The sequence below is a fragment of the Streptomyces sp. NPDC034043 genome (genome assembly GCF_055575675.1).
The window spans coordinates 205,685-230,999 of record NZ_JBVISF010000009.1; the positions used below are offsets into that span (position 1 = coordinate 205,685).

Annotated in this window: 26 protein-coding genes; 16 read left to right on the forward strand and 10 right to left on the reverse strand. The window is 71.9% G+C overall.

The annotated features are described in order from the left end of the window. Positions 1-6 precede the first annotated feature (6 nt). A complete protein-coding gene (locus ACZ51S_RS22510; RefSeq protein ID WP_468803574.1) occupies positions 7-1,110 on the reverse strand; it encodes a DUF3344 domain-containing protein in 1,104 nt (367 codons plus the stop codon). A 173-nt stretch (positions 1,111-1,283) separates the two neighbouring features. On the opposite strand from ACZ51S_RS22510, the gene ACZ51S_RS22515 reads away from it, so the two are divergent. From ACZ51S_RS22515 to ACZ51S_RS22535, 5 genes are all read left to right on the forward strand, one after another. Then, on the forward strand, positions 1,284-1,532 hold the full coding sequence (locus ACZ51S_RS22515; RefSeq protein ID WP_468476700.1) for a chaplin: 249 nt from the start codon (positions 1,284-1,286) through the stop codon (positions 1,530-1,532). Between the two features lie 118 nt (positions 1,533-1,650). Continuing rightward, a complete protein-coding gene (locus ACZ51S_RS22520) occupies positions 1,651-2,061 on the forward strand; it encodes a rodlin (RefSeq protein WP_468476701.1) in 411 nt (136 codons plus the stop codon). 249 nt (positions 2,062-2,310) lie between these two features. Further along, positions 2,311-2,544: a chaplin gene (locus tag ACZ51S_RS22525; protein ID WP_468476702.1), complete on the forward strand. Its 234-nt coding sequence runs from the start codon at positions 2,311-2,313 to the stop codon at positions 2,542-2,544. A 133-nt stretch (positions 2,545-2,677) separates the two neighbouring features. Further along, the gene (locus ACZ51S_RS22530) at positions 2,678-3,811 is read left to right on the forward strand and encodes a chaplin (protein WP_468961799.1); all 1,134 of its coding nucleotides are present in this window, start codon (positions 2,678-2,680) and stop codon (positions 3,809-3,811) included. A gap of 198 nt (positions 3,812-4,009) precedes the next feature. Beyond that, the gene (locus ACZ51S_RS22535; RefSeq protein WP_468476704.1) at positions 4,010-4,354 is read left to right on the forward strand and encodes a hypothetical protein; all 345 of its coding nucleotides are present in this window, start codon (positions 4,010-4,012) and stop codon (positions 4,352-4,354) included. Positions 4,355-4,431: 77 nt separating this feature from the next. Here ACZ51S_RS22535 and ACZ51S_RS22540 read toward each other — a convergent pair whose 3' ends face one another. Beyond that, positions 4,432-4,674, reverse strand: coding sequence for a chaplin (locus ACZ51S_RS22540; protein WP_388939362.1), 243 nt, complete (start codon positions 4,672-4,674; stop codon positions 4,432-4,434). A 164-nt stretch (positions 4,675-4,838) separates the two neighbouring features. Further along, positions 4,839-5,327 carry a hypothetical protein gene (locus ACZ51S_RS22545; RefSeq protein WP_468803567.1) on the reverse strand — a complete coding sequence of 163 codons (489 nt, stop codon included), beginning with the start codon at positions 5,325-5,327 and terminating at the stop codon, positions 4,839-4,841. A 281-nt stretch (positions 5,328-5,608) separates the two neighbouring features. Between ACZ51S_RS22545 and ACZ51S_RS22550 the strand changes: the two genes are divergently transcribed. Beyond that, a complete protein-coding gene (locus ACZ51S_RS22550; protein ID WP_468476706.1) occupies positions 5,609-6,010 on the forward strand; it encodes a rodlin in 402 nt (133 codons plus the stop codon). A 115-nt stretch (positions 6,011-6,125) separates the two neighbouring features. On the opposite strand, the gene ACZ51S_RS22555 is transcribed toward ACZ51S_RS22550, so the two are convergent. Then, complete coding sequence (locus ACZ51S_RS22555) at positions 6,126-6,764, reverse strand: vitamin K epoxide reductase family protein (protein ID WP_468961801.1); 639 nt, start codon at positions 6,762-6,764, stop codon at positions 6,126-6,128. A 192-nt stretch (positions 6,765-6,956) separates the two neighbouring features. Here ACZ51S_RS22555 and ACZ51S_RS22560 point away from each other — a divergent pair, with 192 nt between their 5' ends. Then, positions 6,957-7,751, forward strand: coding sequence for a DUF6227 family protein (locus ACZ51S_RS22560; protein ID WP_468886340.1), 795 nt, complete (start codon positions 6,957-6,959; stop codon positions 7,749-7,751). Between the two features lie 55 nt (positions 7,752-7,806). Here the strand turns inward: ACZ51S_RS22560 and pfkB are convergent, their stop codons facing one another. Beyond that, the gene (gene pfkB, locus ACZ51S_RS22565) at positions 7,807-8,745 is read right to left on the reverse strand and encodes a 1-phosphofructokinase (protein WP_468961803.1); all 939 of its coding nucleotides are present in this window, start codon (positions 8,743-8,745) and stop codon (positions 7,807-7,809) included. A gap of 138 nt (positions 8,746-8,883) precedes the next feature. Then, positions 8,884-10,446: an MFS transporter gene (locus ACZ51S_RS22570; RefSeq protein ID WP_388939373.1), complete on the reverse strand. Its 1,563-nt coding sequence runs from the start codon at positions 10,444-10,446 to the stop codon at positions 8,884-8,886. Between the two features lie 62 nt (positions 10,447-10,508). Here ACZ51S_RS22570 and ACZ51S_RS22575 point away from each other — a divergent pair, with 62 nt between their 5' ends. Then, entirely contained in the window at positions 10,509-11,459 is a 951-nt protein-coding gene (locus tag ACZ51S_RS22575; RefSeq protein ID WP_468803563.1) for a helix-turn-helix transcriptional regulator, read from the forward strand. 98 nt (positions 11,460-11,557) lie between these two features. Here ACZ51S_RS22575 and ACZ51S_RS22580 read toward each other — a convergent pair whose 3' ends face one another. Then, positions 11,558-12,535: a sigma-70 family RNA polymerase sigma factor gene (locus ACZ51S_RS22580; RefSeq protein WP_388939376.1), complete on the reverse strand. Its 978-nt coding sequence runs from the start codon at positions 12,533-12,535 to the stop codon at positions 11,558-11,560. 176 nt (positions 12,536-12,711) lie between these two features. Here ACZ51S_RS22580 and ACZ51S_RS22585 point away from each other — a divergent pair, with 176 nt between their 5' ends. Beyond that, the gene (locus ACZ51S_RS22585; RefSeq protein WP_468476711.1) at positions 12,712-13,281 is read left to right on the forward strand and encodes a GNAT family N-acetyltransferase; all 570 of its coding nucleotides are present in this window, start codon (positions 12,712-12,714) and stop codon (positions 13,279-13,281) included. Between the two features lie 138 nt (positions 13,282-13,419). After that, positions 13,420-14,079 (forward strand): Uma2 family endonuclease, encoded by a 660-nt coding sequence (locus ACZ51S_RS22590; protein ID WP_468476712.1) that lies wholly within the window; start codon positions 13,420-13,422, stop codon positions 14,077-14,079. Here ACZ51S_RS22590 and ACZ51S_RS22595 read toward each other — a convergent pair. The 3 genes from ACZ51S_RS22595 to ACZ51S_RS22605 all read right to left on the reverse strand — a co-directional run bounded on the left by ACZ51S_RS22595 (position 14,076) and on the right by ACZ51S_RS22605 (position 17,522). Next, entirely contained in the window at positions 14,076-14,852 is a 777-nt protein-coding gene (locus tag ACZ51S_RS22595) for a dioxygenase family protein (protein WP_468476727.1), read from the reverse strand. The two genes, ACZ51S_RS22590 and ACZ51S_RS22595, sit on opposite strands and share 4 nt — an antisense overlap. A 212-nt stretch (positions 14,853-15,064) precedes the next feature. Continuing rightward, the gene (locus tag ACZ51S_RS22600) at positions 15,065-16,606 is read right to left on the reverse strand and encodes an MFS transporter (protein WP_468476713.1); all 1,542 of its coding nucleotides are present in this window, start codon (positions 16,604-16,606) and stop codon (positions 15,065-15,067) included. Positions 16,607-16,724: 118 nt separating this feature from the next. Next, entirely contained in the window at positions 16,725-17,522 is a 798-nt protein-coding gene (locus ACZ51S_RS22605) for a TetR/AcrR family transcriptional regulator (protein ID WP_468961807.1), read from the reverse strand. A 282-nt stretch (positions 17,523-17,804) separates the two neighbouring features. Between ACZ51S_RS22605 and ACZ51S_RS22610 the strand changes: the two genes are divergently transcribed. The 6 genes from ACZ51S_RS22610 (at position 17,805) to ACZ51S_RS22635 (ending at position 25,266) form a co-directional block, all read left to right on the forward strand. Next, complete coding sequence (locus ACZ51S_RS22610) at positions 17,805-19,082, forward strand: M6 family metalloprotease domain-containing protein (protein WP_468476716.1); 1,278 nt, start codon at positions 17,805-17,807, stop codon at positions 19,080-19,082. Between the two features lie 27 nt (positions 19,083-19,109). Then, positions 19,110-19,598 carry a RidA family protein gene (locus ACZ51S_RS22615; RefSeq protein ID WP_468476717.1) on the forward strand — a complete coding sequence of 163 codons (489 nt, stop codon included), beginning with the start codon at positions 19,110-19,112 and terminating at the stop codon, positions 19,596-19,598. Between the two features lie 184 nt (positions 19,599-19,782). Next, positions 19,783-20,754, forward strand: a complete 972-nt coding sequence (locus tag ACZ51S_RS22620; RefSeq protein ID WP_468961809.1) for an endonuclease/exonuclease/phosphatase family protein — start codon at positions 19,783-19,785, stop codon at positions 20,752-20,754. A gap of 268 nt (positions 20,755-21,022) precedes the next feature. After that, a complete protein-coding gene (haaT, locus tag ACZ51S_RS22625; RefSeq protein WP_468803550.1) occupies positions 21,023-23,800 on the forward strand; it encodes a cyclophane-containing RiPP biosynthesis TPR protein HaaT in 2,778 nt (925 codons plus the stop codon). Positions 23,801-23,906: 106 nt separating this feature from the next. Next, positions 23,907-24,098, forward strand: coding sequence for a HaaA family cyclophane-containing RiPP peptide (gene haaA, locus ACZ51S_RS22630; RefSeq protein ID WP_468803548.1), 192 nt, complete (start codon positions 23,907-23,909; stop codon positions 24,096-24,098). 13 nt (positions 24,099-24,111) lie between these two features. Further along, positions 24,112-25,266 (forward strand): FxsB family cyclophane-forming radical SAM/SPASM peptide maturase, encoded by a 1,155-nt coding sequence (locus tag ACZ51S_RS22635; protein WP_468803546.1) that lies wholly within the window; start codon positions 24,112-24,114, stop codon positions 25,264-25,266. Positions 25,267-25,315: the final 49 nt, after the last annotated feature.

The following is a 25,315-nucleotide window of genomic DNA, read 5'->3' on the forward strand; positions in this document are numbered from 1 at the left end:
CTGCGTTCAGCGGCGCGCGTCTGTCTGAACGAAGAGCACACCGAGGAATTGACCTTGGCTTTCGCCCGCGAACCGGAAGTTCAGGCTGCGGGCGCCACCGGACAGGGCGGGACTCAGGTCGAACACGTCCGCGTCATATCCGAGATTATTCATATGTTCGGGCTGTCGCACGAACGAGTGACGTCCGAATTCCGTGATGGTGGAATTCATAACATCATTAAAAGGATTTTCCGCATCGGTGACGTTGACCCGGCGGCCACTGTCCGCGGTCACGGTGAGTGAGTCCCCGAGGGTTCCCCGGTCCCCGTCGTACGCGACGACCCCGGCCTTCCCGGAGGCGCCGGGCGCCACGTCCAGACCGGTGACCTCCACCGTCTCCCCCGCGGCCTCGCCGGCCCCGGCCGCCAGCGACTCGAAGCCGTCCCACACCGAGATCCGGCGCAGCGGCTCCTGGGGGTGCTCGTACGCGACCACCAGCGTCCAGCCGCCCCAGGCACCCACGTCGGAGTGGCCCATGGCGACGTTGAGCTGGGCCACGGTCCACATCCCCGCCCCGCCCTTGCGCACCATCGGGGTGATGTCGGCCGAGGCCTGGTAGGCGTCGCTGCCCTGGTCGGTGTGGTGCCCGATCACGGTGTCCGCCAGCACCGCCCGGTACGCGCCCCCGGGCTCGGCGACCAGCACCCGGCCGTTGTCCTCCGGCGGCTTCTGTTCCCCCACCCGCAGATTGCCGCCCCAGTACAGACGGGCGTACGAGACCTTCGCGCCCTGCGGGACCTTGAGCTCGGCCCGGGTGGAGTTGTAGGTGTCCGGGTCCTTGTCGACCTCGTCGTAGAACATCTCGAAGTCGCCGTTGACCCCGGCCGCGCCCTTCTTGACCTCGGCGCACGGCTCGGCCTGCTCGCTCTCCTCGCGGCGGCAGCTGATGGCGGAGTTGGAGGCCCTGACCAGCCCGCCGTGCTGGACGGCCTGGTAGCGCTGGGTGAAGGGCACCCGGGGCGATTCGCGCGCCCCGGCGGCCACAGCGGCGTCCGCCACGGGCACGTGTGCGGAAAGTGTGAGGCAGGACAGCAAGCCGAGCGTGCCGAGGATTCTGCGGGAGGAACCCATGACCTGTCTCCATTTTCGATCAAGGGAACAAAACAGGAGTGAACTTTGTCAGAAATCGGGCTGGAAATCACGTCGGACTCGCTTGTACGGCCTTTTGGGCGATGGCACGCACCCTCTTCCCGGGCGGGTCGTTATGCCGGTGCACATCGCTCGAACCGAAAGGAAATGCGGAGATGAAGAAGAGGCTGATGCGCGGCGGCACCGTGGCGGTCGCGGGCGCGGCGATGCTGATGGGCGGCGCGGGCCTCGCCTCCGCGCACGGCGGCGCCTCGGCGGAGGGCGTCGCCGCCGGCTCCCCCGGCGTCCTGAGCGGCAACCTGGTCCAGGTCCCCGTCCACATCCCGGTGAACGTCTGCGGCAACACCGTCAACGTCATCGCGCTGCTCAACCCGGCCTTCGGCAACACCTGCGTGAACGCCTGAACGTCAACCGAGCGGCCCGAAACGGCGGCATCCGGGTGAAGCCACGCAACCCGCACCGGTGCGGGGCCGTTGATCCGGGTGCTCCAGTACCGGGCAATCCTGCAAAAAAGGGACGATAATGATCAAGAAGCTTGTGGCCGGCGCAGCGGTTGCCGCCTCCACCGTGGGCCTCGGCGCCGCCATGGCCCCGCAGGCGATGGCGGTCGGGAACGACAACGGCATCAACACCGTCAACGGCAACAACTCCGCGCAGATCTACGGCAACCAGGCCACCTACGGCCACATGAGCCCGCAGATGGCGCTGATCCAGGGCTCCTTCAACAAGCCCTGCATCGCCCTCCCGGCCAAGGTCAACGCCCAGTCGATCCTCGCGCTGGTCAACATCGGCGTCCAGGACATCCCGGTCCTGTCCAGCCCGCAGAACCAGCAGTGCACCGAGAACTCCACCCAGGCCAAGGGCGACGAGGCCCTCTCGCACATCCTGGAGAACATCCCGATCCTCTCCGGCAACGCCTCCGTCGGCAGCTGATCGCGCAGCACCCCCGAGCGAGGCCGTCGCACCCCCCGGGGCGCGGCGGCCTCGCCGCATGCCGGGCACACACCATTCCGACACCCTTCCGGAATTGCCGGAAAAGCGGTTCGGAATTCAGCGGCCGACCCTTCTGCGGCGCCGGAGTGAATTGCCCGGCAGGCCCACGAAATCCACGGTTTCTTTTCCCGGGCCCACTCGTTGTTATTCATGCAGTGGATACACCTCTGCGGGAAGGATCGAAAAGAAATGAAGCACAAGAAGGCAGTGGTGCTGGCCGCCGGTGCGCTGATGGCCGCCGGTGTCGCTTCCCCGGCCATGGCCGACGCCGACGCGAGCGGAGTCGCCAAGGACTCCCCCGGCGTCCTGTCCGGGAACCTCGTGCAGGTCCCCGTGCACGTCCCGGTGAACGTCTGCGGCAACACGGTCAACATCATCGCGCTGCTGAACCCGGCCTTCGGCAACACCTGCGTCAACGCCTGACGAAGCGCCTGACGAAGCGCCTGAGCCCGCAAGGGCAGACCTCCTCGGGGTGGCCTCGGAGTGCACGGCGGTGCACTCCGGGGCCACCTTCGATTCAGCACCGGCCCGCGCGCCGGTAGACAGGGAAGGACCCATGCGACAGGTACTGAGCCGACAGGTACTGGGCAAGGGGGTGCTCACTGCCGCGGCCGCCTCGAGTCTGCTGTCGATCGCGACCGGCGTGGCCTGCGCACATCCAGGGGCGACGGCAGAGGCCTCGCATTCGCCGGGTGTGCTGTCCGGCAACAGCGTCTCGGTACCGGTCACGGTCACACCGAACCTGTGCGGCAACAGCGTGGACGGGGCCGCGGCGCTCAACCCCGCGATGGGGAACACCTGCGTCAACTCCACCGGATCCCGCACCGCCCACGACACCGGGCACGACTACGAGCGCTACCTGAGCCCCGAGCACGCCGAGGCCTTCGAGCGCTACCTCGAGGAGCACCGGGGCGGCCGGCACGCGCTGCCCCGCCAGCGCCACGAGGAGGAGCGGGCGTACGAGGGACCCCGCGCGCACGCCCCCAAGCACGCCGCGCCGCGCCCCGGGGCGCCCCGCCACGAGCCTCCCGCGCCGCCCCGGCACCAGGGTGGCCACGAGAACGGCCACGGCGGCTCCGGCCAGGGCGAGGAGGAGTGCGACGACCACCCGCCGCAGCCACCCCGCGCGGAGCACCCGGCACCCCACCCGGCACCGCCCGCCCCGGCCCCGCAGCACCCGAAGCCGAAGCCCGAGCCGAAGCCGGCCCCCGAGGCGGAGCACCCCGCCCCGGCGCCCGTCCCGCTCCCGGCCCCGCAGCCCGCGCCCCAGCCCGCGCCCGCGCCGGCTCCCCCGCCGCAGGCCCCGCAGCCCGAGGAGCCGCCCCACACGCTCCCCGCCCCGGCGCCCGCGCCGCCCGCCGCGGAGATGCCGGCGCCGCGTCCGCCGCACGGCAGCCAGCCGGAGCGGCCCGCACCCGAGCCGCTCCCCGCCCCGGAGGCCTTCCCGCCGGCGGACCAGCCCCCCGCGGCCCCGTCCGGTGACCTCCCGGTCCACCTGCCCCCGGCTCCCGCCCCGGCGCCGGCCCCGGCCCCCGTCCCGGAGTGGGCCCCGCCGGCTCCCGCGCCCGCCCGGGCGAGCGCGCCCCAGCTGGCGGCCACCGGAGCGGGCGAGGTCTCGGCCATGACCGCCCTCGCCTCCGCCCTGGTCCTCGGCGGCGCGATTCTGTACCGCAGGTCCCGGATCAACTGACCGGGAATACCGGTAATCAGAATAAATATCGGCCGGAGAATCCTTCATCGGGTTTCTCCGGCCGCTGCCGTGCGTCCGCGCACCGGTCTTTCCCCGGGGTCGGCGTTTCCGTAGCCGCCGGTAATCGTTAGCCAGGTCGAAAGCGGCGCGACGGTCGCCGCCGGTACCTCTGTTCACGAAAAGAAGAGGATTTCGATAATGAAGCTCTCCAAGGCCGCCGCTGTCGTCGTCGGCTCCGTCGCCGCGCTCGGAGCGGCGGCCCCCGCCTTCGCGGCGGAGGCGCCCGCCGGACCCCCGATGAGCCTGCCGGCCGGCTGGAACACGACGCTGAGCGCCGTCGAGCCCGTCGTCGACTCCGCCCCCGAGACGGTGGGTGCGGCCCTCGCCGAGCAGGGCGACGCCATCGGCAACGTCCTCCAGACCGCCCAGGGCGTCAACAAGCTCCGCAACAACGCCCCCGGCGAGGTACTGGGGCTGGCGAACGGCGCGACCAAGGTCTCCCCGCTGCTCGGCGGCGTACAGCTCAACGGCGGCCAGAACTGAGCAGCCCGGGAACGACTGTGGGCGCCCCCGGCGATGCCGGAGGCGCCCACAGTCGTGTGGTGCCGACTGTACGTACGTCAGTCGTTGACGCAGACGTTGCCGAACGCCGGGTTCAGCACGCCGATGATGTCCACGGAGTTGCCGCAGACGTTGATCGGGACGTGAACCGGAACCTGAACCAGGTTGCCGGAGAGAACACCGGGGGAGCCCACGGCCGCACCCTCGGCCGAGGCGTCGGCGGAGGCGGCGCCGGCGGCACCGGCCACGGCGAGACCAGCGGAGGCCAGGGCCACAGCGGCCTTCTTGGCAGCAGAGTTCATGGGGAGTGCACCTTCTCTTCGATGTCCTGCCCCGATCCGGGGCTCACATGAAGCGAAACGGTCCAGCTTCCCGGACGACACGGCTCCGAGCCGAATCCGGGCCGAAGCAGACCTGTTCGGCCCAATAGTCGTAACCATGCCGCCCCTTGGGCTCCGCTACCCCGCTAACTACGGACGGGAATGTCGGGTACATCCGGGATGTCGGGCAGTTCGGGGATCACCCCGGTCGCCGGCAGCGCGGGGACCGCCGGAGTGGCGGGCAGCTTCGGAACGGCCGGGAGGGTGACCGGTGGGACGGTCACTCCCGCGGGCAGCTCCGGCAGCTTGATCTCGGGGATCTTCGGCAGCTCGATCGGCGGCAGCTTCACCCCGTCGGGCAGCAGGCCCGTCAGGGAGGACAGCAGGTCGTTGAGCGTCTTGGTGAGGCTCGCGAGGAGGTCGTCGATCGGGCCGGCCGCGGCGCGGCCGGGGGCCGCCGCCCCGATCTCCTCGATCCGTTCGATCTGCTCCTGCACCGCGGCCGTCCGGTTCTCCAGGGCCGCCGCCGCACCGCCGCCGTCGGCGGCCACCGCGGGGGCGGCCGCGCCGGACAGTATGACGACGGCGAGGGCCGAGGGGACGAGGACGCGGAGGCGGGACGGCTTCGTGCGCATGGGGGCTTCCTTCGGTGGTCGCGAAAGCGGACGGGAACAATCCGATTCCTTACCCACCGTGCGCACGACCTCTACGGAGCGCAACACGATCTTGAACGGGGCGCCCGGGCCCTGGGGCTGCGTACGGGCTTCGGGCAGACGTCCGGAGCGGCCTCACCCGCACTGGGGAAAAGCACTCCCCGGACGGGCCGTTTGAGTGAAGGAGCGGAACCAACCCCGCGGCGGAAGGGTTGACCAGGGCGCTCCACTCGCGGGCACTCGTGCGACATGAAGGATCAATGATGCTCAAGAAGATCATGGCCGCCGCTGCGGTCACCGCCGCCGCCGTCGGCGCGGGCGCCGCTCCGGCCATGGCCATCGGCAACGACAACGGGATCAACACCGTCAACGGCAACGGCGCCCAGCAGATCTACGGCAACCAGAAGACCACCGGCGACATGAGCCCCCAGCTCGGCCTGGTCCAGGGCACCCTCAACAAGCCCTGCATCGGCCTGCCCGTCAAGGTCAACGCCCAGTCGCTCGTCGCCCTGCTCAACATCGGCGTCCAGGACATCAACGTCCTGTCCAACCCGCAGAACCAGCAGTGCACCGAGAACTCCACCCAGGCCAAGGGTGACGAGCCGCTCTCCCACATCCTGAGCAACATCCCGGTCCTCTCCGGCAACGGCTCCGTCGGCAGCTGACCCCTCCGCTCGGCCCCCACCGGCCAGGGCCCCCGGGTCCCGAGGAGCGAAGTGACGAGGGCCCCGGCGGCGTCCAGCCGCCGGGGCCCTCGTACGCGTACGGCCGCCGGTCCCGTCAGCCCGTCCAGAAGTCCCACCAGCGCGTCAGGACCAGCATCCCGATCACCCCGATGTGCAGGGCGGGCGGCGCCCAGGCGAAATCGGTGAACAGGGCCCGCAGCGGTCCGGGGGCGGGCAGGTCCCCGGCGCGGACGTTGCGGGCGGTGACCGCCCAGAACATCAGCAGGGTCGCCACCCAGGCCAGACAGCACCACAGGCACAGGGCGTTGATCTCGTACAGCGACTGGACCATCAGCCAGGCGCAGAAGCCGGTGCCGAAGAGCGCGCCGGCGTTCAGTCCCAGCCAGAACCAGCCCCGGTAGCGGGTGCCGGCCAGCAGGCCGGCGCCGACGCAGACCACCACGGCGTAACCGGCCAGCCCGAGCATCGGGTTGGGGAAGCCGAAGGCGGCGGCCTGCTCGCTCTGCATGACGCTGCCGCAGGACACCACGGGGTTGAGGCTGCAGGCGGGCTTGAAGTCCGGGTCCTCCAGCAGGAGGAACTTGTCGAGGGTGATCACCCAGGAGGCGAGCAGTCCGGCCGCCCCTGTGACCACCAGCAGCCATGCCAGCCCGCGGGGGGTGCCCGGTTCGCCCTCGGGGCGGATGCGGGGGCGGCCCTCCTGGCGGGGGACGCCCACTGTGTTCGTTGCCATACCACCCATGCTGCCGCGCAATGTGACGGACCGGAGCGAACCAGGGTCTTTCGTACGGAAGTTGACCTGAAGGTGTGGCGGGAACCCCTGATGGTTCCCGGACGTTTTACCGAATCCCGGACGTGGAGTCAGCGCCAGGGGCTACGTTGTGCTTCCGCGAAGTGACAAGCTGCGACGGCCTGGAGACCCACCTTGAGCGATCCGTACGAGACAACCGAGGCGCACCTCGAGCGACTCCTGGGCCGCGCCCTCAACTCCTTCGACCTGCCGGACCGGTTGGTCGAGCGCCTCGGTACGGCGCTCGCCCACAGCTCTTCGCTGTACACCACCCACCACAGCCCGTCGGCGGGCCTGTGGCGGGAGACCCACCGGCACACCTACTTGCTGTCCGACGGGGGTGCGGCCTCCCTCTGGGAGCTGGCCTACCGGCTGGGCGGCGACCGTGAGACCCGCTACGAGGTCTTCGGCAGCAAGGGCGAGCTGGGCCTGGCGGTGGCCCGGCTGTTCGGCGAGGCCCCCTCGGAATCCGCGCCCCCCGCCGCGCACGGCCCGGACGGCCCGCACGGCCCGGGCGGCGGGCAGGAAGGCCGGGATGAGGATCTGGCGGCCCTGAGCGCGCTGTTCGCCGCCTCGCCGCCCCATCAGCGCCGCCGCGAGTACACGGGGGAGCAGTCCGCCGACCACGCCCGGCGGGTGCTGCGCCGCGCGGAGAACGCCGACCGTCCGGGTGAGGCGGTGGCGGAGCTGCTGCGTTCGGCGTACGCGCACCACATCACGCAGGCGTTCGGCGGCCGGCAGTGCCTGGCCGACGGGCGGGACGCCGGTTTCAGCCTGTACGAGCACGCCTTCGTCCTGCAGGACGGCAGCGAGTTCAGCCTGTGGGAGGTCGAGCACACGGCGACGCCGGACGGGCGGCACATGTGCGAGGTCTACGACAGCGAGGGCGCCGCGCGCGGGGCGATGGAGCTGCGGGGCCGGGTGCGCTGACGCGGGCGCCGTCCGCGGTGCGCCCCGCGCGGGGGTGCGGCCGGCTCCGTGACCGTCAGCCGGCGGACAGGGGGAGGTCCAGCGGCAGGTCCCGGGTGACGCGGACGGCCTCGGGGCGTAGGTCCGCCGGGCCCGGCATCACGCTGCCCGGCAGTTGTACGGCGGCCGCGCCGTGGGCGAGGGCCGAGGCGAGGGCGGCGGGGCCGGCGCCCCCCGCGGTCAGGAAGCCGGCCAGGGCGGCGTCGCCCGCCCCGACGTCGCTGCGGACCGCCGTGACGGGTGCCGTGCCGTGGTACGCGCCCTCGGCGGTGACCAGGAGCTGGCCGGCCGCGCCGAGGGAGGCCAGTACCGCGCCGGCGCCGCATCCGACCAGCTCCTCGGCGGCCTTGACGGCGTCGCCGAGGGTGGTCAGGGGCCGGGCCACGGCCTCGGCGAGCTCCGCGGCGTTCGGCTTGACGACGTCGGGGCGGGCGGGCAGCGCCGCTGCCAGGGCGGGGCCGGAGGTGTCCAGGGCGACGCGGGCGCCCGCTTCGTGGGCGCGGGCGACGAGTTCGGCGTACCAGCGGTGGTCAGGGCCGGGCGGCAGGCTGCCGCAGCAGGCGATCCAGTCGGCGCCGGCCGAGCCGCGGACGGTGTCGAGGAGGAGGTCCGACTCCTGGGCGGAGAGTTCCGGACCCGCCGCGTTGATCTTCGTCAGGGTGCCGTCCGGTTCGACGACGGCGATGTTGGAGCGGGTGAGCCCGGCGATCGAGACGGCGGTGACGTCCACGCCCTCGGCGGTCAGCAGCTCCAGGAGCAGGGTCCCGGAGGGGCCGCCCAGCGGGAGGAGCGCCGTGGTGGGGCGGCCCGCCGCCGCGACGGCGCGGGAGACGTTGACCCCCTTGCCGCCGGGGTCGACCCGCTCCGCGGCGGCCCGGAGCACCCCACCGCGGTCCAGCGAGGGGACCTCGTAGGTCCGGTCGAGGGAGGGGTTGGGGGTGACCGTGAGGATCATTGCGAGCCGCCTGTGGGTTTGTGTCCGTTTGGTGGTGAATGCTTCCGCTCCCCCACCCTACGCAGGGAACCAGAAGAAAACAAAGAAAAACGGACATACCCGCCACAAGGGCGGGCATGTCCGTAAGGGCGGAGGGCGTCAGTGGGCGCCCTCGACGGCCCCCTCGCGTTCCGACATCGGCACCTGCCGGCGCGGCAGCACGAACATCACCGCGAAGATCACGACGAGCACCGCCACGACCCACCAGAGCGCGCCGCGGAAGGCGTCGACGTACGGCACCCCGAAGATCCGGTCGTCCTCGATGGACCCGAAGAAGACGACGGAGGTCAGGGCGAGGCCGACCGCGTTGCCCGTCTGGCCGGTGGTGTTGATCAGGCCGGACGCCGAGCCGGCGTGCTCGCGCGGCACCTGGGACAGGATCGTGTCGTTCAGCGGGGCGACGATCAGGCCCATGCCGAGGCCCATGACGACCAGCGGGGCGGCCATCTGCCAGGAGGTGATCTCCATGCCGTAGCGCTCCGACTCCCAGATGTAGAGGAGCAGGCCCGCGGCCATGACCAGCGCGCCGGCCTGGAGCACCTTGCGGCCGAAGCGCGGGACGAGCTTCTCGACCGAGAGGCCGGCGGCGACGGAGACGGCGATGGAGAAGGGGATGCCGGTGCTGCCGGCGTGCAGGGGGGTCCAGCCGAGGCCCATCTGCATGTAGAGCGTCCAGACCAGGAAGAAGATGCCCATCACGAGCCCGAAGGCGAGCTGGACGGCGATGCCGCCGGCGAAGCTCTTGACCTTGAAGAGCGAGAGCTCGACCAGCGGGGAGCCGTCCTTCTTGATCTTGTGCTTCTCGTACGCGATGAAGACGGCGAAGACGAAGGGGGCCGCGATCATGCAGACGAAGCCCCACAGCGGCCAGTCGTTCTCCCGGCCGTGGGTGAGCGGGAAGATCAGCATGACCAGCGCCAGGGTCGCGAGGACGACACCGACCAGGTCCAGGCGCAGGGCCTTGGGGGCCTTGGACTCGGAGATGAACCTGCGGCCCAGGATCACGGCCGCGATGCCGACGGGCAGGTTGATCAGGAAGATCGTGCGCCACTGGAGGCCGAAGAGGTCCCACTCGGTGAGCAGGGCGCCGAGCATCGGGCCCGAGACCGCGCCGAGGCCGACGATCGCGCCGAACAGGCCGAAGACCTTGCCGCGCTCGTGCTGCGGGAAGGTGACGTGGATGATCGCGAGGACCTGCGGGACCATCAGGGCCGCCATGGCGCCCTGGAGGAGGCGGGCGACGACGAGCACGGACGGGTCGGGCGCGATCCCGCAGAGCAGCGAGGCGACGGTGAACCCGGCGACGCCGACGAGGAAGAGGCGCTTGCGGCCGTAGATGTCACCGAGACGGCCGCCGGTGATCAGCCCGGCGGCGAAGGCGAGCGCGTAGCCGGCGGTGATCCACTGGATGGCGCTGGTCGACGCGCCGAAGTCCTGGCGCATGCTGGGTATCGCGATGTTGACGATCGTGACGTCGACCAGGTCCATGAAGGACGCGGTCATCACGATGGCGAGGGCCAGCCAGCGGCGGCGGTCGCCCGGGGCGGCGGATCCGCCGGGGGCGTCTGGTGCGGGTGCTGCTTCGGCGAGGGCGTTCCGCTCTTCTCGTACGGGCCCGTTCTCTTTTCTCCCGGGCGCTGCCATGGACGTCTCGGTGCTCATGGAGAGAAACCTAGACCGCATCTAGGCCAGATCGTGTCCTACTTACCTGGCAATCTTGACCTATGAACACCACCCCCGCCCGGCTGCTCAGCCTCCTGTCCTTGCTCCAGACCCCGCGCGAGTGGCCGGGCAGCGAGCTGGCGGGCCGGCTGGGAGTGAGCGCGCGGACCATCCGGCGGGACATCGAGCGGCTGCGGGAGCTGGGGTACCCGGTGGAGGCCACGATGGGCGCGGAGGGCGGTTACCGGCTGGTCGCCGGGGCGGCGATGCCACCGCTGCTGCTCGACGACGAGGAGGCCGTGGCGATCGCGGTGGGGCTGCGCGCGGGGGCCGGCCACGCCATCGAGGGGGTCGAGGAGGCCTCCGTACGCGCCCTCGCGAAGCTGGAGCAGGTCCTGCCGGCCCGGCTGCGGCACCGGGTGGGCGCCCTGCAGTCGGCGACGGTCGCGGTGACCCGGGGGGACGGGCCGAGCGTGGACCCGCGGACGCTGACGGCGATGGCCGGTGCGGTGGCCGGGCCGGAGCGGCTGCGGTTCGCCTACCGGGCGCGGGACGGGGCGGATTCGCGCCGGCTGGTGGAGCCGTACCGGCTGGTGAGCACGGGGAGCCGCTGGTACCTCGTCGCCTACGACCTGGAGCGGGAGGACTGGCGCACCTTCCGGGTGGACCGGGTGAGCGAGCCCTTCGCCACGGGGGCCCGGTTCGCCCCGCGCCCGCTGCCGATGGAGGCGTCCGAGTTCGTCCGGCGGGCGCTGCGGGGGACCCGCAGGTACCCGGTGGACGTGTCCTTCGCCGTGCCTCCCGAGGAGCTGCCGGCGTGGCTGCGCGAGGCGGCCGTCGGGGAGGCGGACGGGGCGCGGGTGCGCTTCGAGAGCGGGGACGCGCCGGAGTGGCTGGCGGCCCGGATGGCGCTGACGGGGCTTGAGTTCACCGTGCGGGAGCCGGAGTTCCTGGCGGAGGCGGCCGGGGCGCTGGGCGCGCGGCTGGCGCGGGCCGGCGGGGCGCGGGTCTGACGGCGGACCCCTCGGCGCCCCGCACAGGGGGGAGCCCCGGCGCCAGGGGGGGGAGGCACCGGGACTCCGTTCAGGGGCGGGAGCGGGAGGCGGGCCGGTCAGGCCACCGCGTCGAAGCCGGTGTCCCGGGCCATGCGCTTGAGCTCCAGCAGGGCGTGCTTCTCGATCTGGCGGATCCGCTCACGGGTCAGGCCGTGCTGCTTGCCGACCTCGGTCAGGGTGCGCTCGCGGCCGTCCTCGATGCCGTAGCGCATCTTGATGATGGAGGCCGTGCGCTGGTCGAGCTTGCCGAGGAGGTCCTCCAGCTCCTCGCTGCGCAGCAGCGAGAGCACGGACTGCTCGGGCGAGATCGCGGAGGTGTCCTCCAGGAGGTCGCCGAACTGGGTGTCGCCCTCGTCGTCCACCGGCATGTTGAGGCTGACCGGGTCGCGCGCCCAGTCCAGTACGTCGCCCACGCGCTTCTCGGTGGAGTCGAGCTCGGCGGCGATCTCGGCGTGCTCCGGGTCCCGGCCGTTCTCCCGGTTGAACTCGCGCTGGATCCGGCGGATCCGGCCGAGCTCCTCCACGAGGTGCACGGGGAGGCGGATGGTGCGGGACTGGTCGGCGATGGAACGGGTGATGGCCTGGCGGATCCACCACGTGGCGTACGTGGAGAACTTGAAGCCCTTGGCGTAGTCGAACTTCTCGACGGCGCGGACCAGGCCGGCGTTGCCCTCCTGGATGAGGTCCAGCAGGGGCAGGCCGCTGCGCGGGTAGCGGCGGGCGACGGCCACGACCAGGCGGAGATTGGACCGGATGAAGACCTCCTTGGCCCGCTCGCCTTCGGCGGCCAGGGCCTCCAGCTCCTCGCGGGTGGGCATGTCCCCGTCACGCTCCACCTCGCCGTCGAGGATCTGCCGGGCGTACACGCCCGCCTCGATGATCTGTGAGAGCTCCACTTCTCTGGCGGCATCGAGCAGCGGCGTACGCGCGATCTCGTCGAGGTACATGCCGACCAAGTCGCGGTCGACGGTCTCCCCGCCCGCAGCGCGGGCGCTGCTCGTGGACTGACGACGGGCGACGGCGCGGGTTGCCATGCGTGCTCCCTTGCGATGCGATGAATCGGTCGCGGTGCGTCTTCGGACACTCTCCCGAGTGCCCGCTTCCGAAAGGAAACAACGACTGGAATCGGGACAGAATTCCCACGCCGCTCTCCCTTTTTCGGGATCCTGCAGTATCCTGCCCCGCCACCCCCCGGACCGGAGGTAGCGGCATGCTGCGAGAACCCGAGAACGTGCAGGTCAGGCCCGGCCTGGAGGCCGACCTGGAGGAGCTCACGGAGCTGTACAACCACTACGTCCGCGAGACCGCCGTCACATTTGACACGGTTCCGTTCACTCCGGAACAGCGGCGCCCGTGGCTGCACTCCCACCCTCAAGACGGGCCGCACAGGCTCCTGGTTGCCTGGGCCGGCGATCGAATCGCCGGATACACGACAAGCAGCCCGTTCCGCCCGAAACCGGCGTACGCCTCTTCGGTGGAGGTCAGCGTCTACCTCGCCCCGCACGCGGTGGGCCGGGGCATCGGCACCCTGCTGTACGAGGCCCTCTTCGCGGAGCTGGCGAAGCAGCCGGTGCACCGCGCCTTCGCGGGCGTCGCCCTGCCGAACCCGGCCTCGGCCGGGCTCCACGAGCGCTTCGGCTTCCGCCGCGTCGGGGACTTCACGGAGGCGGGGTGGAAGTTCGGGCGCTACTGGGACGTGCGGTGGTACGAGAAGCGGCTGGGGGCGGAGGGGGGGGAGGCGGACGGGCCGGGGGCGGACGGGCCGGCGGTGGAGGTGTAGGACGAGTGGGCGACGGACGGGCGGGCGGTGAACGGGCATGCGTAGGACGTACGTCCGTCCGGGTGATTCGGCCCTCGTCCGGGTGAAGCCGGGGCATATTCGCTCGGCATGCCCCATCGCGGCCGTAGCGTGCCGCGCGTGATCGCACACATCCCACGGCCGGCCCACGCGTCGCCGGCCGCCGGCCCCGAACCAGGCCCCGAACCCGACCCCGAGCTGGACAAGGCCCTCTGGCGGGCCTGGCAGGCCATCGACCCGCCCGAGACCTTCCGCGTGGAGATCGTGGAGGGCCTGATCGAGATGTGGCGGGTGGGGCAGCCGTTCACGCACGCCCTCACCGCGAACCGGCTGCGGGCCCGGCTGGCCGGCCACCTGGCCGGCGGGCCGTTCGCCCCCTACATGGCGATGTACGTGGTCGGCGGATACCAGGCCTGGGCCCCGGACGTGCTGCTCGCCCCGGACGACCTCACCGGGCACGCCGCCCGGGGCGAGCTCGGGATCAGGGCGTCGAGCGTGCCCCTGGTCGCGGAGGTCGTGGCCCCGGGGCCGCAGGACGTCGCGCGGGACCGCGTCCGCAAGCGCCGCGCGTACGCCCGGGCCGGGATCCCGGTGTACGTGATCGTCGACGACTACGACGGCCACGGCACGGTGAGCGTGCTGACCCGCCCCGTTCCCGGCGAGGCGCGGTACGCCTCGGAGGTGCGGGCGCCGTACGGGACCGGGGTGGCCGTCCCCGAGGGACCGGCCCGGGGCTTCGTGATCGGCGAGGACATCACCGGCCCGCCGATGGCCCCCTAGGAGGCGGTACCCGTACCGAACTGGAGGGAGCGCTTCGAGAGGCCCATCCAGAAGCCGTCCACCGCCGTGCGCTGCGCGGTGAGATCGGAGCCGGCGGCCCCGAGCGTGACGAAGAGCGGGGCGAAGTGCTCCGTCCGGGGGTGGGCCAGGCGGCCGGCCGGGGACTTGGCCTCGAAGTCGAGCAGGGCGTCGACGTCGTGCGCGGCGAGCGCCTCGCGCCCCCACGCGTCGAACTCGGCCGACCAGCCGGGCACTCCGGGGCCGGTGTGGCGCAGCGCGGCCAGGTTGTGGGTGAAGAAGCCGCTGCCGACGATCAGGACGCCCTCGTCGCGCAGCGGGGCGAGCTTGCGGCCGATGTCCATCAGCCGGGCCGGGTCCAGCGTGGGCATGGAGACCTGGAGGACCGGTATGTCGGCCTCCGGGTACATCTCGACGAGGGGGACGTACGCACCGTGGTCCAGGCCGCGGTCCGGGACGTCCTGGACCGGGGTGCCGGGCGCCTTCAGCAGGGTGCGGACCGAGGCGGCGAGCTCCGGCGCGCCCGGGGCCGCGTACCGCACCCGGTAGTAGTGCTCGGGAAAGCCCCAGAAGTCGTACACGAGCGGGACGGGCTCGACGGCGCCGAGGGCCAGCGGGGCCTCCTCCCAGTGGGCGGAGACCATCAGGATCGCGCGCGGCCGCGGCAGTCCCGCGGACCAGGCGGCGAGCTCGGCCGGCCAGAGCGGGTCGTCGGCGAGCGGCGGCGCCCCGTGGCTGAGGTACAGCGCGGGCATGCGGGGGATCTCGGTGGTCACGGAGCGCTCCTCGGTCGTCGTCGGGGCGGGGACCGTGTGGACTCGGGAAAAGACCGACCCCGCCTCGTTCAAATTTGAACGAGGCGGGGTCCTCAGTCATTCCCGCACAGGGGCGTGGCGTTTCCCCCTCAGCGGCTCAGCGGCTGAGCGGCTCAGTGGGCGATCACGTCGGTGGGCGACGTCGGGCGACGTCAGTGGGCGATCACCGGAACCTTGAGCTCGGCGTCCTCGGCGCCGCCCGCTCCGGAGGCCACCGGGCCGCCGGAGCCGGGACGGCCGGTGTTGATCAGCGCGAACGCGATGGCCGCGCTGGCCACGAGGATGCCGACGGCCCACCAGATCGCGGACGCGTAGCCCTCGACCATGGCCTGGGCCTGCACCAGCTGCCCGGCCGGACCGCCCGCCGCGGCCTCGGCGGCGTGGTCGGCGAGGTACGCGGTGGTCGCCGAGGCGGCGATGGTGTTCAGCAGGGCGGTGCCGATCGCGCCGCCCACCTGCTGCGAGGTGTTGACCATGGCCGAGGCCACACCGGCGTCGGCCGGGTTCACCCCGTACGTGGACAGGGACATGGCCGGCATGAAGGCCGTGCCCATGCCGAGGCCCAGCAGCAGCTGCGCCGGCAGGATCAGCGCCGGGTAGGAGGAGCCGACCTCCAGCCGGGTCAGCATCAGCATGCCGGCGCCGGCGACCAGGAAGCCCGGGCCCATCAGCAGCCGCGGCGCGACCCGGGTCATCAGACGGGCGCCGATCTGGGTGGAGCCCACGATCATGCCCGCGATCATCGGCAGGAAGGCGAAGCCGGTCTTGACGGGCGAGAAGCCCTTCACGATCTGGAGGTAGTAGGTGAGGAAGAGGAACAGGCCGAACATGGAGATGACGGCCAGACCGAGGGAGAGGTAGACACCGCCGCGGTTGCGCTCCAGCAGGACGCGCAGCGGCAGCAGCGGCGACTTCACCTGGGACTCGACGTACACGAAGGCCGCGAGCAGCGCCGCGGAGGCGACGAACATGGCCACCGTGACCGTGTCCGACCAGCCGGCCGACTCGGCGCGCGTGAAGCCGTACACGAGGGCGACCAGGCCCAGGGTCGAGAGGATCACGCCGGGGACGTCGAGGCGCGCGCTGTTGCGGGACCCGGCCGGCTCGCGGATGACCATCCAGGCACCGACGGCCGCGACGACCGCGAAGGGGATGTTGACGAAGAAGGTCCAGCGCCAGTTGAGGTACTCGGTCAGGAAGCCGCCGAGGATCAGGCCGACGGCGCCGCCGCCGCCCGCGATCGCGCCGTAGATGCCGAAGGCCTTGGCGCGCTCCTTGGCGTCGGTGAAGCTGACCGCCAGCAGGGAGAGCGCGGCCGGGGCGAGCAGCGCGCCGAAGGCGCCCTGGAGGGCGCGGGCGCCCAGCATCATCGCCTCACCGGTCGCGGCGCCGCCCAGGGCGGAGGCCAGGGCGAAGCCGATCAGACCGACGACGAAGGCGTTCTTGCGGCCCCACTTGTCGGCGATGCGGCCGCCGAAGAGGAGCAGACCGCCGAAGGCCAGCGCGTACGCGGTGATGACCCACTGGCGGTTGCCGTCCGATATGCCGAGGTCGGTCTGGGCGGAGGGGAGGGCGATGTTCACGATGGTCGCGTCGAGGACGACCATCAGCTGCGCCAGGGCGATGAAGACCAGGGCCTTCCACCGACTGGGGTCGACGGCAGCCGGCGGGGTGGTCGCGGCTGTTCCGGACATGGGGGTACCCACTTCACTGTGCGGATGAATGAAAAATGACTGAAAAGACTGGAAGAGAGAAATGCGAAGTTTGCGGTGTCTGAGGCTAGGTGGCGGGCAGGGCGGCCGTCATCTGGTTTCAGGCCTGGGGCATGCGCCTGAGGTCCTCCAACGTGGCTGCCGTGCCCGGCAGTTCGGACCGGGCCGGAGCCCGCAGGCCGTCCAGGAAGAGCTGGAGGTGACGGTGGACGAACCGCTCCACGCCCAGGCAGTCGATCCCCGGCAGGGGACGGCTGAGCTGTGAAAGCGCGACCATCAGGTCGCCGACGCCGATGTCGGCGCGCAGCAGGCCGCCGCTCTGGCCGGCGGTGACGAGGGTCTCGACCGCCGCCTCCAGCCGGCCGCGGGCGGCGAGCAGTTCGGGGTGGTCGCGGTCGAAGCCCGCCGCGAGCATCGGGCACAGGGCGCCGATCCGCTCGTCGGCCGCGGCGTGCGTGAAGCGGCAGAGCGCCGCGAAGGCGTCCGGCTCCTCGGCGAGCGACTCCTCGGCCTGGGCGGTGACCCGGTCCATCACGTAGAGCACCACGTGGTGGACGAGGACGGCCCGGTCGGCGAAGTGCCGGTACAGGGTGGCGTTGCCGACGCCGGCCCTGCGGGCGATCTCGTCGAGGGGGGCGTCCGCGCCGTGCTCCACGAACATCTCGCGCGCCGCCACCAGGATCCGCTCCCGGTTGCGCACGGCGTCGGCTCGCGGCTTCGGGACCCGGGCGGTCGGCGCCGCGGGGGCGGCGGTCGGCGTCGCGGGGGCGGCGGTCGGCGTCGCGGGGGCGGCGGTGGGCGCCGCGGGGGCGGCGGTGGGCGCCGCGGGACGGGCGGGTCCGGCGAGGGCCACGGCCGCCTGGGGCGCGGCCGCCGGGACGTGGGCGGAGCTCTTCATTCCGGGGCCTTCCTGGGGCGTGGATCCAGGCGGATCCGCTGGTGCGGCCCTCCCGAACCGGGGAGCCGGTCCCCGCTTTGTGGGACTCTCGTTCAAACGGGGATCCACTCCCCGGTTATTTCACTCGTGCGTGTGAGCCGCGCCACACGCCCAGGAGGGATATTTGGCCCGGTTGGGCCACATTTCGAGGCTTTCGACGCGCGGGCGTGTCGCCAACGTCGGAGGGTGAGCGGACAGAGCAGTCCGGAGCCGGCCGGCTGCCGCGGACCGAAGGCGAGCTCCATGCCGCAGACCCGCCGCCGGATACGCAGACCCTGCCGCACCAGCGCGTTCATCGGGATCACCGCACTGGCCCTGGGCGTCACCGCCACCGCCAGCGACGGCATGTCCGGCCGCGGCCACTCCGCCGCCGGCCCCGTCGCCACGAGCGCCGAGTCGGTGCTGGCGCCCTGCCGGATCACCGGGACCATGGGCGTCCAGATGTCGGAGGGCATGCCGACCCCGCCCGGATACTCCCGCTCCACCGGCGAGGTCCGCGCACTGAACCTGATGATCGACTTCCCCGACGCCAAGGGCGAGGGCACCGCCATGGACCGGCTGGCGGAGTTCTTCCCGCAGACCTCCGACTGGTTCCGCACCAGCTCGTACGGGCGCCTCGACTACCGGGCCGAGTCACCGGTGCGGAACTGGCTGCGGATGCCGATGCCCTTCGCCGCGTACGGAATCGAACGCGGCTCCCCCTACGAGCCCGGCTACCGGCAGCTCGTCGAGCACATCGTGAAGGCCGCCGACGCCGAGGTGGACTTCAGCCGGTACGACCTGGTCAACATCCTGGTCACCCCGAACGCCGGACCGTCCGCGCTGGACACCGTCCTGTCGGTCACCTTCTCCGGCAACCGCGAGGCGCCGGTGGCGGACGGGGTGCCGCTCGCCAACACGTCCTTCGTCTACAGCCGGCAGGACGACGGCTCCGGCTCCTACCGTGAGACCGGCTACCGGGTGCTCCCCCACGAGAACGGGCACGTCTTCGGGCTGCCCGACCTGTACACCTCCGAAGGCGGCGGCGCGGTCGGGCACTGGGACATCATGAGCGAGGACTGGGGCGCCAACAACGACCTCCTCGGCTGGCACAAGTGGAAGCTCGGCTGGCTCGACAGCAGCCAGGTCAGCTGTGCCTCCACCTCCGGGACCAGCGAGCACGTCCTGTCCCCGCTGGCCGTCGGGGGCGGCACCAAGCTGGCCTTCGTCCCCCTCTCCGAGAGCACCGGCTACGCCGTGGAGGTCCGCACCCGCGCCGGGAACGACGAGGCCGTCTGCAAGCCCGGCGTGCTGATCTACAAGGTCGACTCGGACGTCGACACCGGGCGCGGTCCGGTCACCGTCTCGGACAGTGCGAGCGGGAGCGGCGGCTGCACGCGGCGGCCCAACGTGCACGCGGAGCTGTCGGACGCCCCGTTCCGGCCGGGCGAGACCTTCACCGACGAGAGGGCGGGCATCACCATCACCGTGGTGGGCGAGCTGCGCAACGGCCGCTACCAGGTACGCGTGACCCGGCCCTGACCCCTCCCATCCCCCGAGGAGACCTTCGTGACCGCCACCCCCACGACACCCGAAGAACGCCTGGCCGCGGCCGGGCTGGAGCTGCCCCCGGCCCCCGCGCCCGTCGCCGTGTACGTGCCGGCCGTGGTGAGCGGGCACTACGTCCACACCTCCGGCCAGCTGCCCATGGTGGACGGGGCCCTGCCGGTCACCGGCAAGGTCGGCGCGGACGTCACCCCGGAGCAGGGCGCCGAGCTGGCGCGGCGGTGCGCGCTGAACGCCCTCGCCGCCGTGGCCTCGGTGGCCGGGGACCTCTCCGCCGTGAAGCGGGTGGTGAAGGTGGTCGGCTTCGTGGCGAGCGCCCCGGACTTCACCGGCCAGCCGGGCGTGATCAACGGCGCGAGCGAACTGCTCGGCACGGCCTTCGGCGACGCGGGCATCCACGCCCGGAGCGCGGTCGGGGTGGCGGTGCTGCCGCTGGACGCCCCGGTCGAGGTCGAGATCACCGTGGAGCTGCACACGCCGATGGGGGTGTGAGGCGGGAGCCGGGCCGGGGGCGGGTCGGGGCGGGTCGGGGGCGGCCACGCACCGGGCCGGGCCCGGCCCCGACCCCGGACGCCGCCCGGACGCGAGCGCGGGCCGACCTCGGCCCCGAACCCGGCCGCGGGGCCCTGGGGCGCCTCGGCAGAACCTCCGGCCCGCCGGACGCGTCACCAGGGGCATGACCCCGTACGTGACGCCCCGCCGCCGAGGGGCCGCTGCCCGGCCCCGCCCTCCCCGCGGGGGCGTGGTCGCGGCCCTCGCCGTACTCACCGCCCTGCTGATGCTGCTGCACCCCTGGCTGCCCGGCAGCCCGGCGAGCGGCAACCCGCGCAGTCTCGGACAGACCTTCCTGCCGTGGACCGGCCTCGCGGTGCCCGTCCTCGCGGCCGCCGCCCTGCTGCGCCGTTCCCGGCACGCGACGGCCGCCGTACTGCTGCCCGCCCTGGTCTGGGGCTGGCTGTACGGGCCGGCCCTGGCCGACGGCTCGCGGGGCGGCCCGGCCGACCTCACCGTCGTCACCCACAACGTGGACGACGCCAACCCCGACCCGGCGGGCACCGCCCGGGCCGTCGCCGCCTCGGGGGCGCAGCTGATCGCCCTGGAGGAGCTGACCCGGCCCGCGCTGGACGCGTACGAGCGGGAACTGGCCGCGAGTCACCCGTACCACGTGGTCCAGGGCACGGTCGGGCTGTGGAGCACCTTCCCGCTGCGCGACACGGGCGGCACTCCGATCGTGCCCTGGCGGCAGCTGCTGCGCGCCACCGCCGAGACCCCGAAGGGGCCCGTCACGGTGTACGTGGCCCACCTGCCCTCCGTCCGGCTGGGCACCGGCGGCTTCGCCACGGGCCACCGCGACGAAGCCGCCCGCAACCTCGCCGCCCGGTTGCGGGAGGCCCCGGCCGGGCGGACCCTGCTGGTCGGCGACTTCAACGCCACCACCGACGACGGGGCGCTGGCCCCGGTGACGCGGGGCTTCACCGCCGCCCAGGAGCAAGCCGGCGCCGGCTTCGGCTTCAGCTGGCCGGCCCGCTTCCCGGTCGCCCGGATCGACCAGATCCTGCTGCGCGGCGGACTGACCCCGCTGCGCGCCTGGACCCTGCCGCCCACCGCGAGCGACCACCTCCCGGTGGCGGCCGCCCTCAGGTACTGACGGGCAGCGCAACCGGGACGACCGGCTGGCTCCACGAAAGGGGCGTCGGTGCGGCCGGCGCAGAAGCCACACGCAGGTTGGCTGATACGAGCCTGCAAGTGGCGGGGAGCTGACCTTGACCAGGGTCCGTGGGAGCTGGTCCGCTTGTGGGCGAGAAGGCGTCGGATTCGGGGGTTGCGTTCGTGACCAGAGCTACAGCTGGGAAGCTGTGCCGCGCCACAGGCGGCTGGCCACGGACCGATCCCTGCTCCATCAAGACGACGCACGTATGAGGCTCCGGCGGGGGATTTCCGTCGCCGTCGTGGCCGCCGGCGGAGCCGTTACGACCATGCTCGTGGGGCTCGTCACCAACGCGGTGTCCGAGTCGCAGTGGCCCGGGTGGCTGGGGTGGTTACAGCAGCATGGCTGGTTCTCGTTCGCCGTGCTGGGCGGAGCCATGGTCGGGCTGGCGGTGCTGCTTGCCGCGCTGTCGGAGTCGGGGGCGCCGGAACGCAGCGCTGCGCCGACGCCCCAGCCAGAGGAAGGGGCGGTGCCTCCGGGTGCTGCCCTCGTGTTGCGGTCCTTGCCGCGCGACACCACCGCGTTCACCGACCGGACCGCCGAGCTCGAGGCGCTGGTGCGGTCCGTAAGCAACTCGCAGGAGACCGGCGAGGCGCTGCCTGTGCATGTGATCGACGGAATGCCGGGGGTCGGGAAGACGACGTTCGCCGTACACGCGGGGCATGTGCTGTCGGAGCGTTTCCCGGACGGCCAGCTCTTCGTGAATCTCAACGGGCACACGGCAGGGAGGCCCCCCGTACAGGCCACGGAAGCGCTCGCATCGTTGCTGGCGGCGACCGGAGTACCAGCGCAGCGGATCCCTGCCGGCGACGACTTGGGTGCGGTCACCGAGGCGAGGGCGGCCATGTGGCGGAGCCAGCTCGCGAACAAGAAGGCACTGCTCATCCTCGACAACGTGGCGAGCTATCGCCAGTTGGAGCCCCTGCTGCCCGGCGGAAGCGACTGTCTCGTACTGGTGACGAGCCGGAAGCGGCTGGCTGCGTACGAGGAGGTGGTCCTGCCAGTGGAGGCGTTGCCGGCGGAGCATGCGGTCGACCTGTTCGTACGCCTCAGCGGGCGGTCGGCGGAGTCGCTCGACCGCTCCGTCCTCGAGCAGTTGGTGAAGCTGTGCGGGTACCTGCCGCTCGGGGTGTCGTTGCTCGCCGCGCGGCTGCGTCATCACCCGTCGTGGAGTGCCGAGGATCTCCGTGCGCGTCTGGTCGCCGCCGGGGACCGGCTGGGAGAGCTCCGAGCTGGGGAGCGCGCGGTCGCCGCGACGTTCAGTCTCTCCTACCAGGACCTTTCCCCTGAGCGGCAGCACTTCTTCCGGTGTCTCGGCCTCTACCCTGGAACCGAACTCGATGCCTTCTGCGGGGCCGCGCTCGGCTCGGTCTCGGTGGCGGCGGCACGCGAGGCACTCGACACGCTCTACGACGCCCATCTGATCGAGGAACACCCGGGAAGCCGGTTCCGGCTACACGACCTCCTACGCGACTATGCCCGCGGTCTCGCCGACGAGGGAGGCAGCATGACCCCTGTTGATGCGGTTCAGCGCGTGTGCTCGTACTACCTGGCCGCCCTCGCCGTCGCGAACAGACACATCGCCCGCAGCGGCGCCTCCACACCGAATCCCCCAGATGACGCCGCCCAAGTCGAGACCCCTCCCATCGATTCACGTACGGCGGCTCTCGGTTGGCTGGAGGACGAGCGGGCCAACGTTCTGGCCTGCATCCGAAGGGCGAACGATCTCGCGCTGCACGAGCTGGTGATCCACATGGCTGCGGCGATGGCGCCCTTCCTGCGGCAGGCAGGGCCCTGGGACCAAGCCGTTGGCCTCCATCGGACCGCCGCCGAGGCGGCTCGGCACACCGGCGACCGGCGGGCGCTGGCCAACGCGCTGGCCGAGCTCGGAGTCGTCCGGCGCTTCATGGCGGCCTACCGGGAGGCCATCGAGGCACTGAACGAAGCGGTGACGGAGTACGAGGCGGTCGGTGAAAAGCGAGGCAAGGCTGACGCTCTGAACCAGGTGGGCATCGTCTGGTACATGACCGCGGACAACGACGCCTCTGCCCAGGCGCAGACCGAGGCCCTCGCGCTCTATCGGGAAATCGGCGACCGTCTCGGCCAGGCCAACGCGCTCGCGGACCTCGGCATGGTGCGCCGGCAGACCAGCCTGTTCGACACAGCGGTGGCGGCGCAGACCGAAGCGTTGTCGATCTACCGTGAGCTGGGCGACCGGTACGGGGAGGCCAACTCGCTGCGGGACCTCGGCGTCGTGCACTGCCTCCTGGGCGAGTACGAGCTGGCCGCGCAGCGTCACCATGAGGCATTCGACATCTACCTGGAGCTCGACGACCGTGCCCACCAGGCGTACGCCCTCAACGAGCTCGGAGTCGTCCGGCGCCTGACCGGCGATCCCGTCGGAGCGCGGGAGGCCCACACCCGGGCGCTGGAGTACTTCACCGAGCTCGGCGAACGGTTCGGCCGCACGAACAGCGTTCGCCACCTCGGGGTACTGGACCGCTTGGACGGGAACGTCACGGAGGCGATCCTGCTGTTGAATGAAGCCCTGGGCTCATACCGCGATCTCGGCAGCCGTGGTGGCGAAGCCGCCGCTCTGGGCGAGCTGGGTGCGGCGCGCGGGGTTGCCGGCGAGCGGGACGGTGCCGTCGAGTCGTTCCGGCGGAGTCTGGACATCCTCCGAGAGCTCGGTGACCGGTGCGGTGAGGCGGAGGTCCTGAACCACTGGGGGACGCTGCTGCACTCCTCCGGTGACGGGGCCGCCGCCCGCGGCCCCTTCGAGCAGGCGCTGGGGCTGGCCCGGGACATCCGCTGCCCGCTTGAGGAGGCACGTGCCCTGGAGGGGATCGGCCGTTGCGACTGGACGGCCGGCGAGTTGGCGCGGGGGGCAGGGGCGTTGCGTGAAGCGCTCGACGTGTACCGGCGGTTGGGCGCGGGCGGGGCAGCAGATCTCATCGAGCGGCTTCTCGCGTCGCGGACCGAGTAGCCGGGCACGTGGCCGGATTCGATATGCCGGCGAGGGTGGCGGTACTGCTACCTTGCGGGCTGGTCTGCCGCCTCGACCACCGTTGCACTGCCCCGAGGAGCGTCGAATGCCGTCACGTACGCCCGTTCCCGCACCGCAGGCCCCGGCGCCCGTCGGCGCGGAGTCCATCAACGGTTTGGCCGTCCTGGACCGTGTCGCCGTCCGCGTACGGCAGCGACTGGCGGCCGAGCAAACGGCCTCGAACCACACCGGCGAGGGTAGTCACCAGGCTTCGCTGATCTGGACCTGGCCTCTTTGAGTCGTTCCGCTCGATGACACCACTCGCGGACGTCGCCCACTTTCGGTCGTTCATCCTCAAGGTTGCCAATCGCTGCAACATCGACTGCGACTACTGCTACGTCTTCAACTCCGTTGACCAGGCGTGGCGGCACCTGCCTGCTCGAATGAGTGCGGCCGTGGCCCGAGCGGCTGGGCTGCGAATCGGTGAGCACGCGGCGGTTCACGGCCTGCGGAGCGTGCACGTCGTACTGCACGGCGGTGAGCCGTTGCTCACCGGCCCCCGGCACATGGCAGACCTGCTCGGCGCCGTACAGGAGGGTATTCCGACCGGTGTGGCGGCCCGTTTCGAACTTCAGACCAACGGGACGCTCCTCACGGAGCGCTGGCTGGACCTCTTCGAGCGGTACGCGGTCGTCGTGGGCGTCAGCCTCGACGGACCGCCGACCGCCAATGACCGGCATAGGCTGACGATCTCCTCTCGATCGAGCGCCGCCTCGGCTGTACGAGGCATCGAACTCCTGCGGTCCCGGCCGCACCTGTTCGCGGGGCTGCTCGCCGTCGTCGACCTGGCCAACGACCCGGTCGAGGTCCATGACTACCTGGCGTCGTTCGAGCCGCCTGTGATCGACTTCGGCCTGCCGCACGGAACTCACGACGAGCCGCCGCACCGCGTCGACCCGAGTGTGCCCGAGTACGGGTTGTGGATGAGCCGCGTCTACGACGCCTGGCTCGCCCGGCCGGAGCAGCGGCACAGCGTGCGGATGCTGGAGGACATCGTGGCGCTGAGCTCCGGGGTGCGCGGCTCGGTGGAGTCCCTCGGCCTGGCCCCGCCGACGAGCATCGTGATCGAGTCGGACGGCACGATCGAGGGCGTTGACACCCTGCGGTCCGTCGAGGAAGGCGCCTCCTGGCTGGGGCGCGACGTCTTCAGCCAGTCCTTCGATGAGGTCCTTCACCATCCGAAGCTCCTGCACCGGCAGAACGGGAAGACCGCGCTCGCCGATCAGTGCCAGAGCTGTCCTCTGGTGGAGGTGTGCGGTGGGGGCTATCTACCGCACCGCTTCAGCACCGACCGCGGCTACCGGAACCCCTCCGTCTACTGCGCGGATCTGGAGTACCTCATCCGGCATGTTCAGGGCTCGCTGCGCCGGCACGGCTGGGCTCCTCAGGCACTGACGCTCCCGTAGCCACGAGCCGTGCCGCACACCAGGATCACGCATGGAAACGAACGAGGGA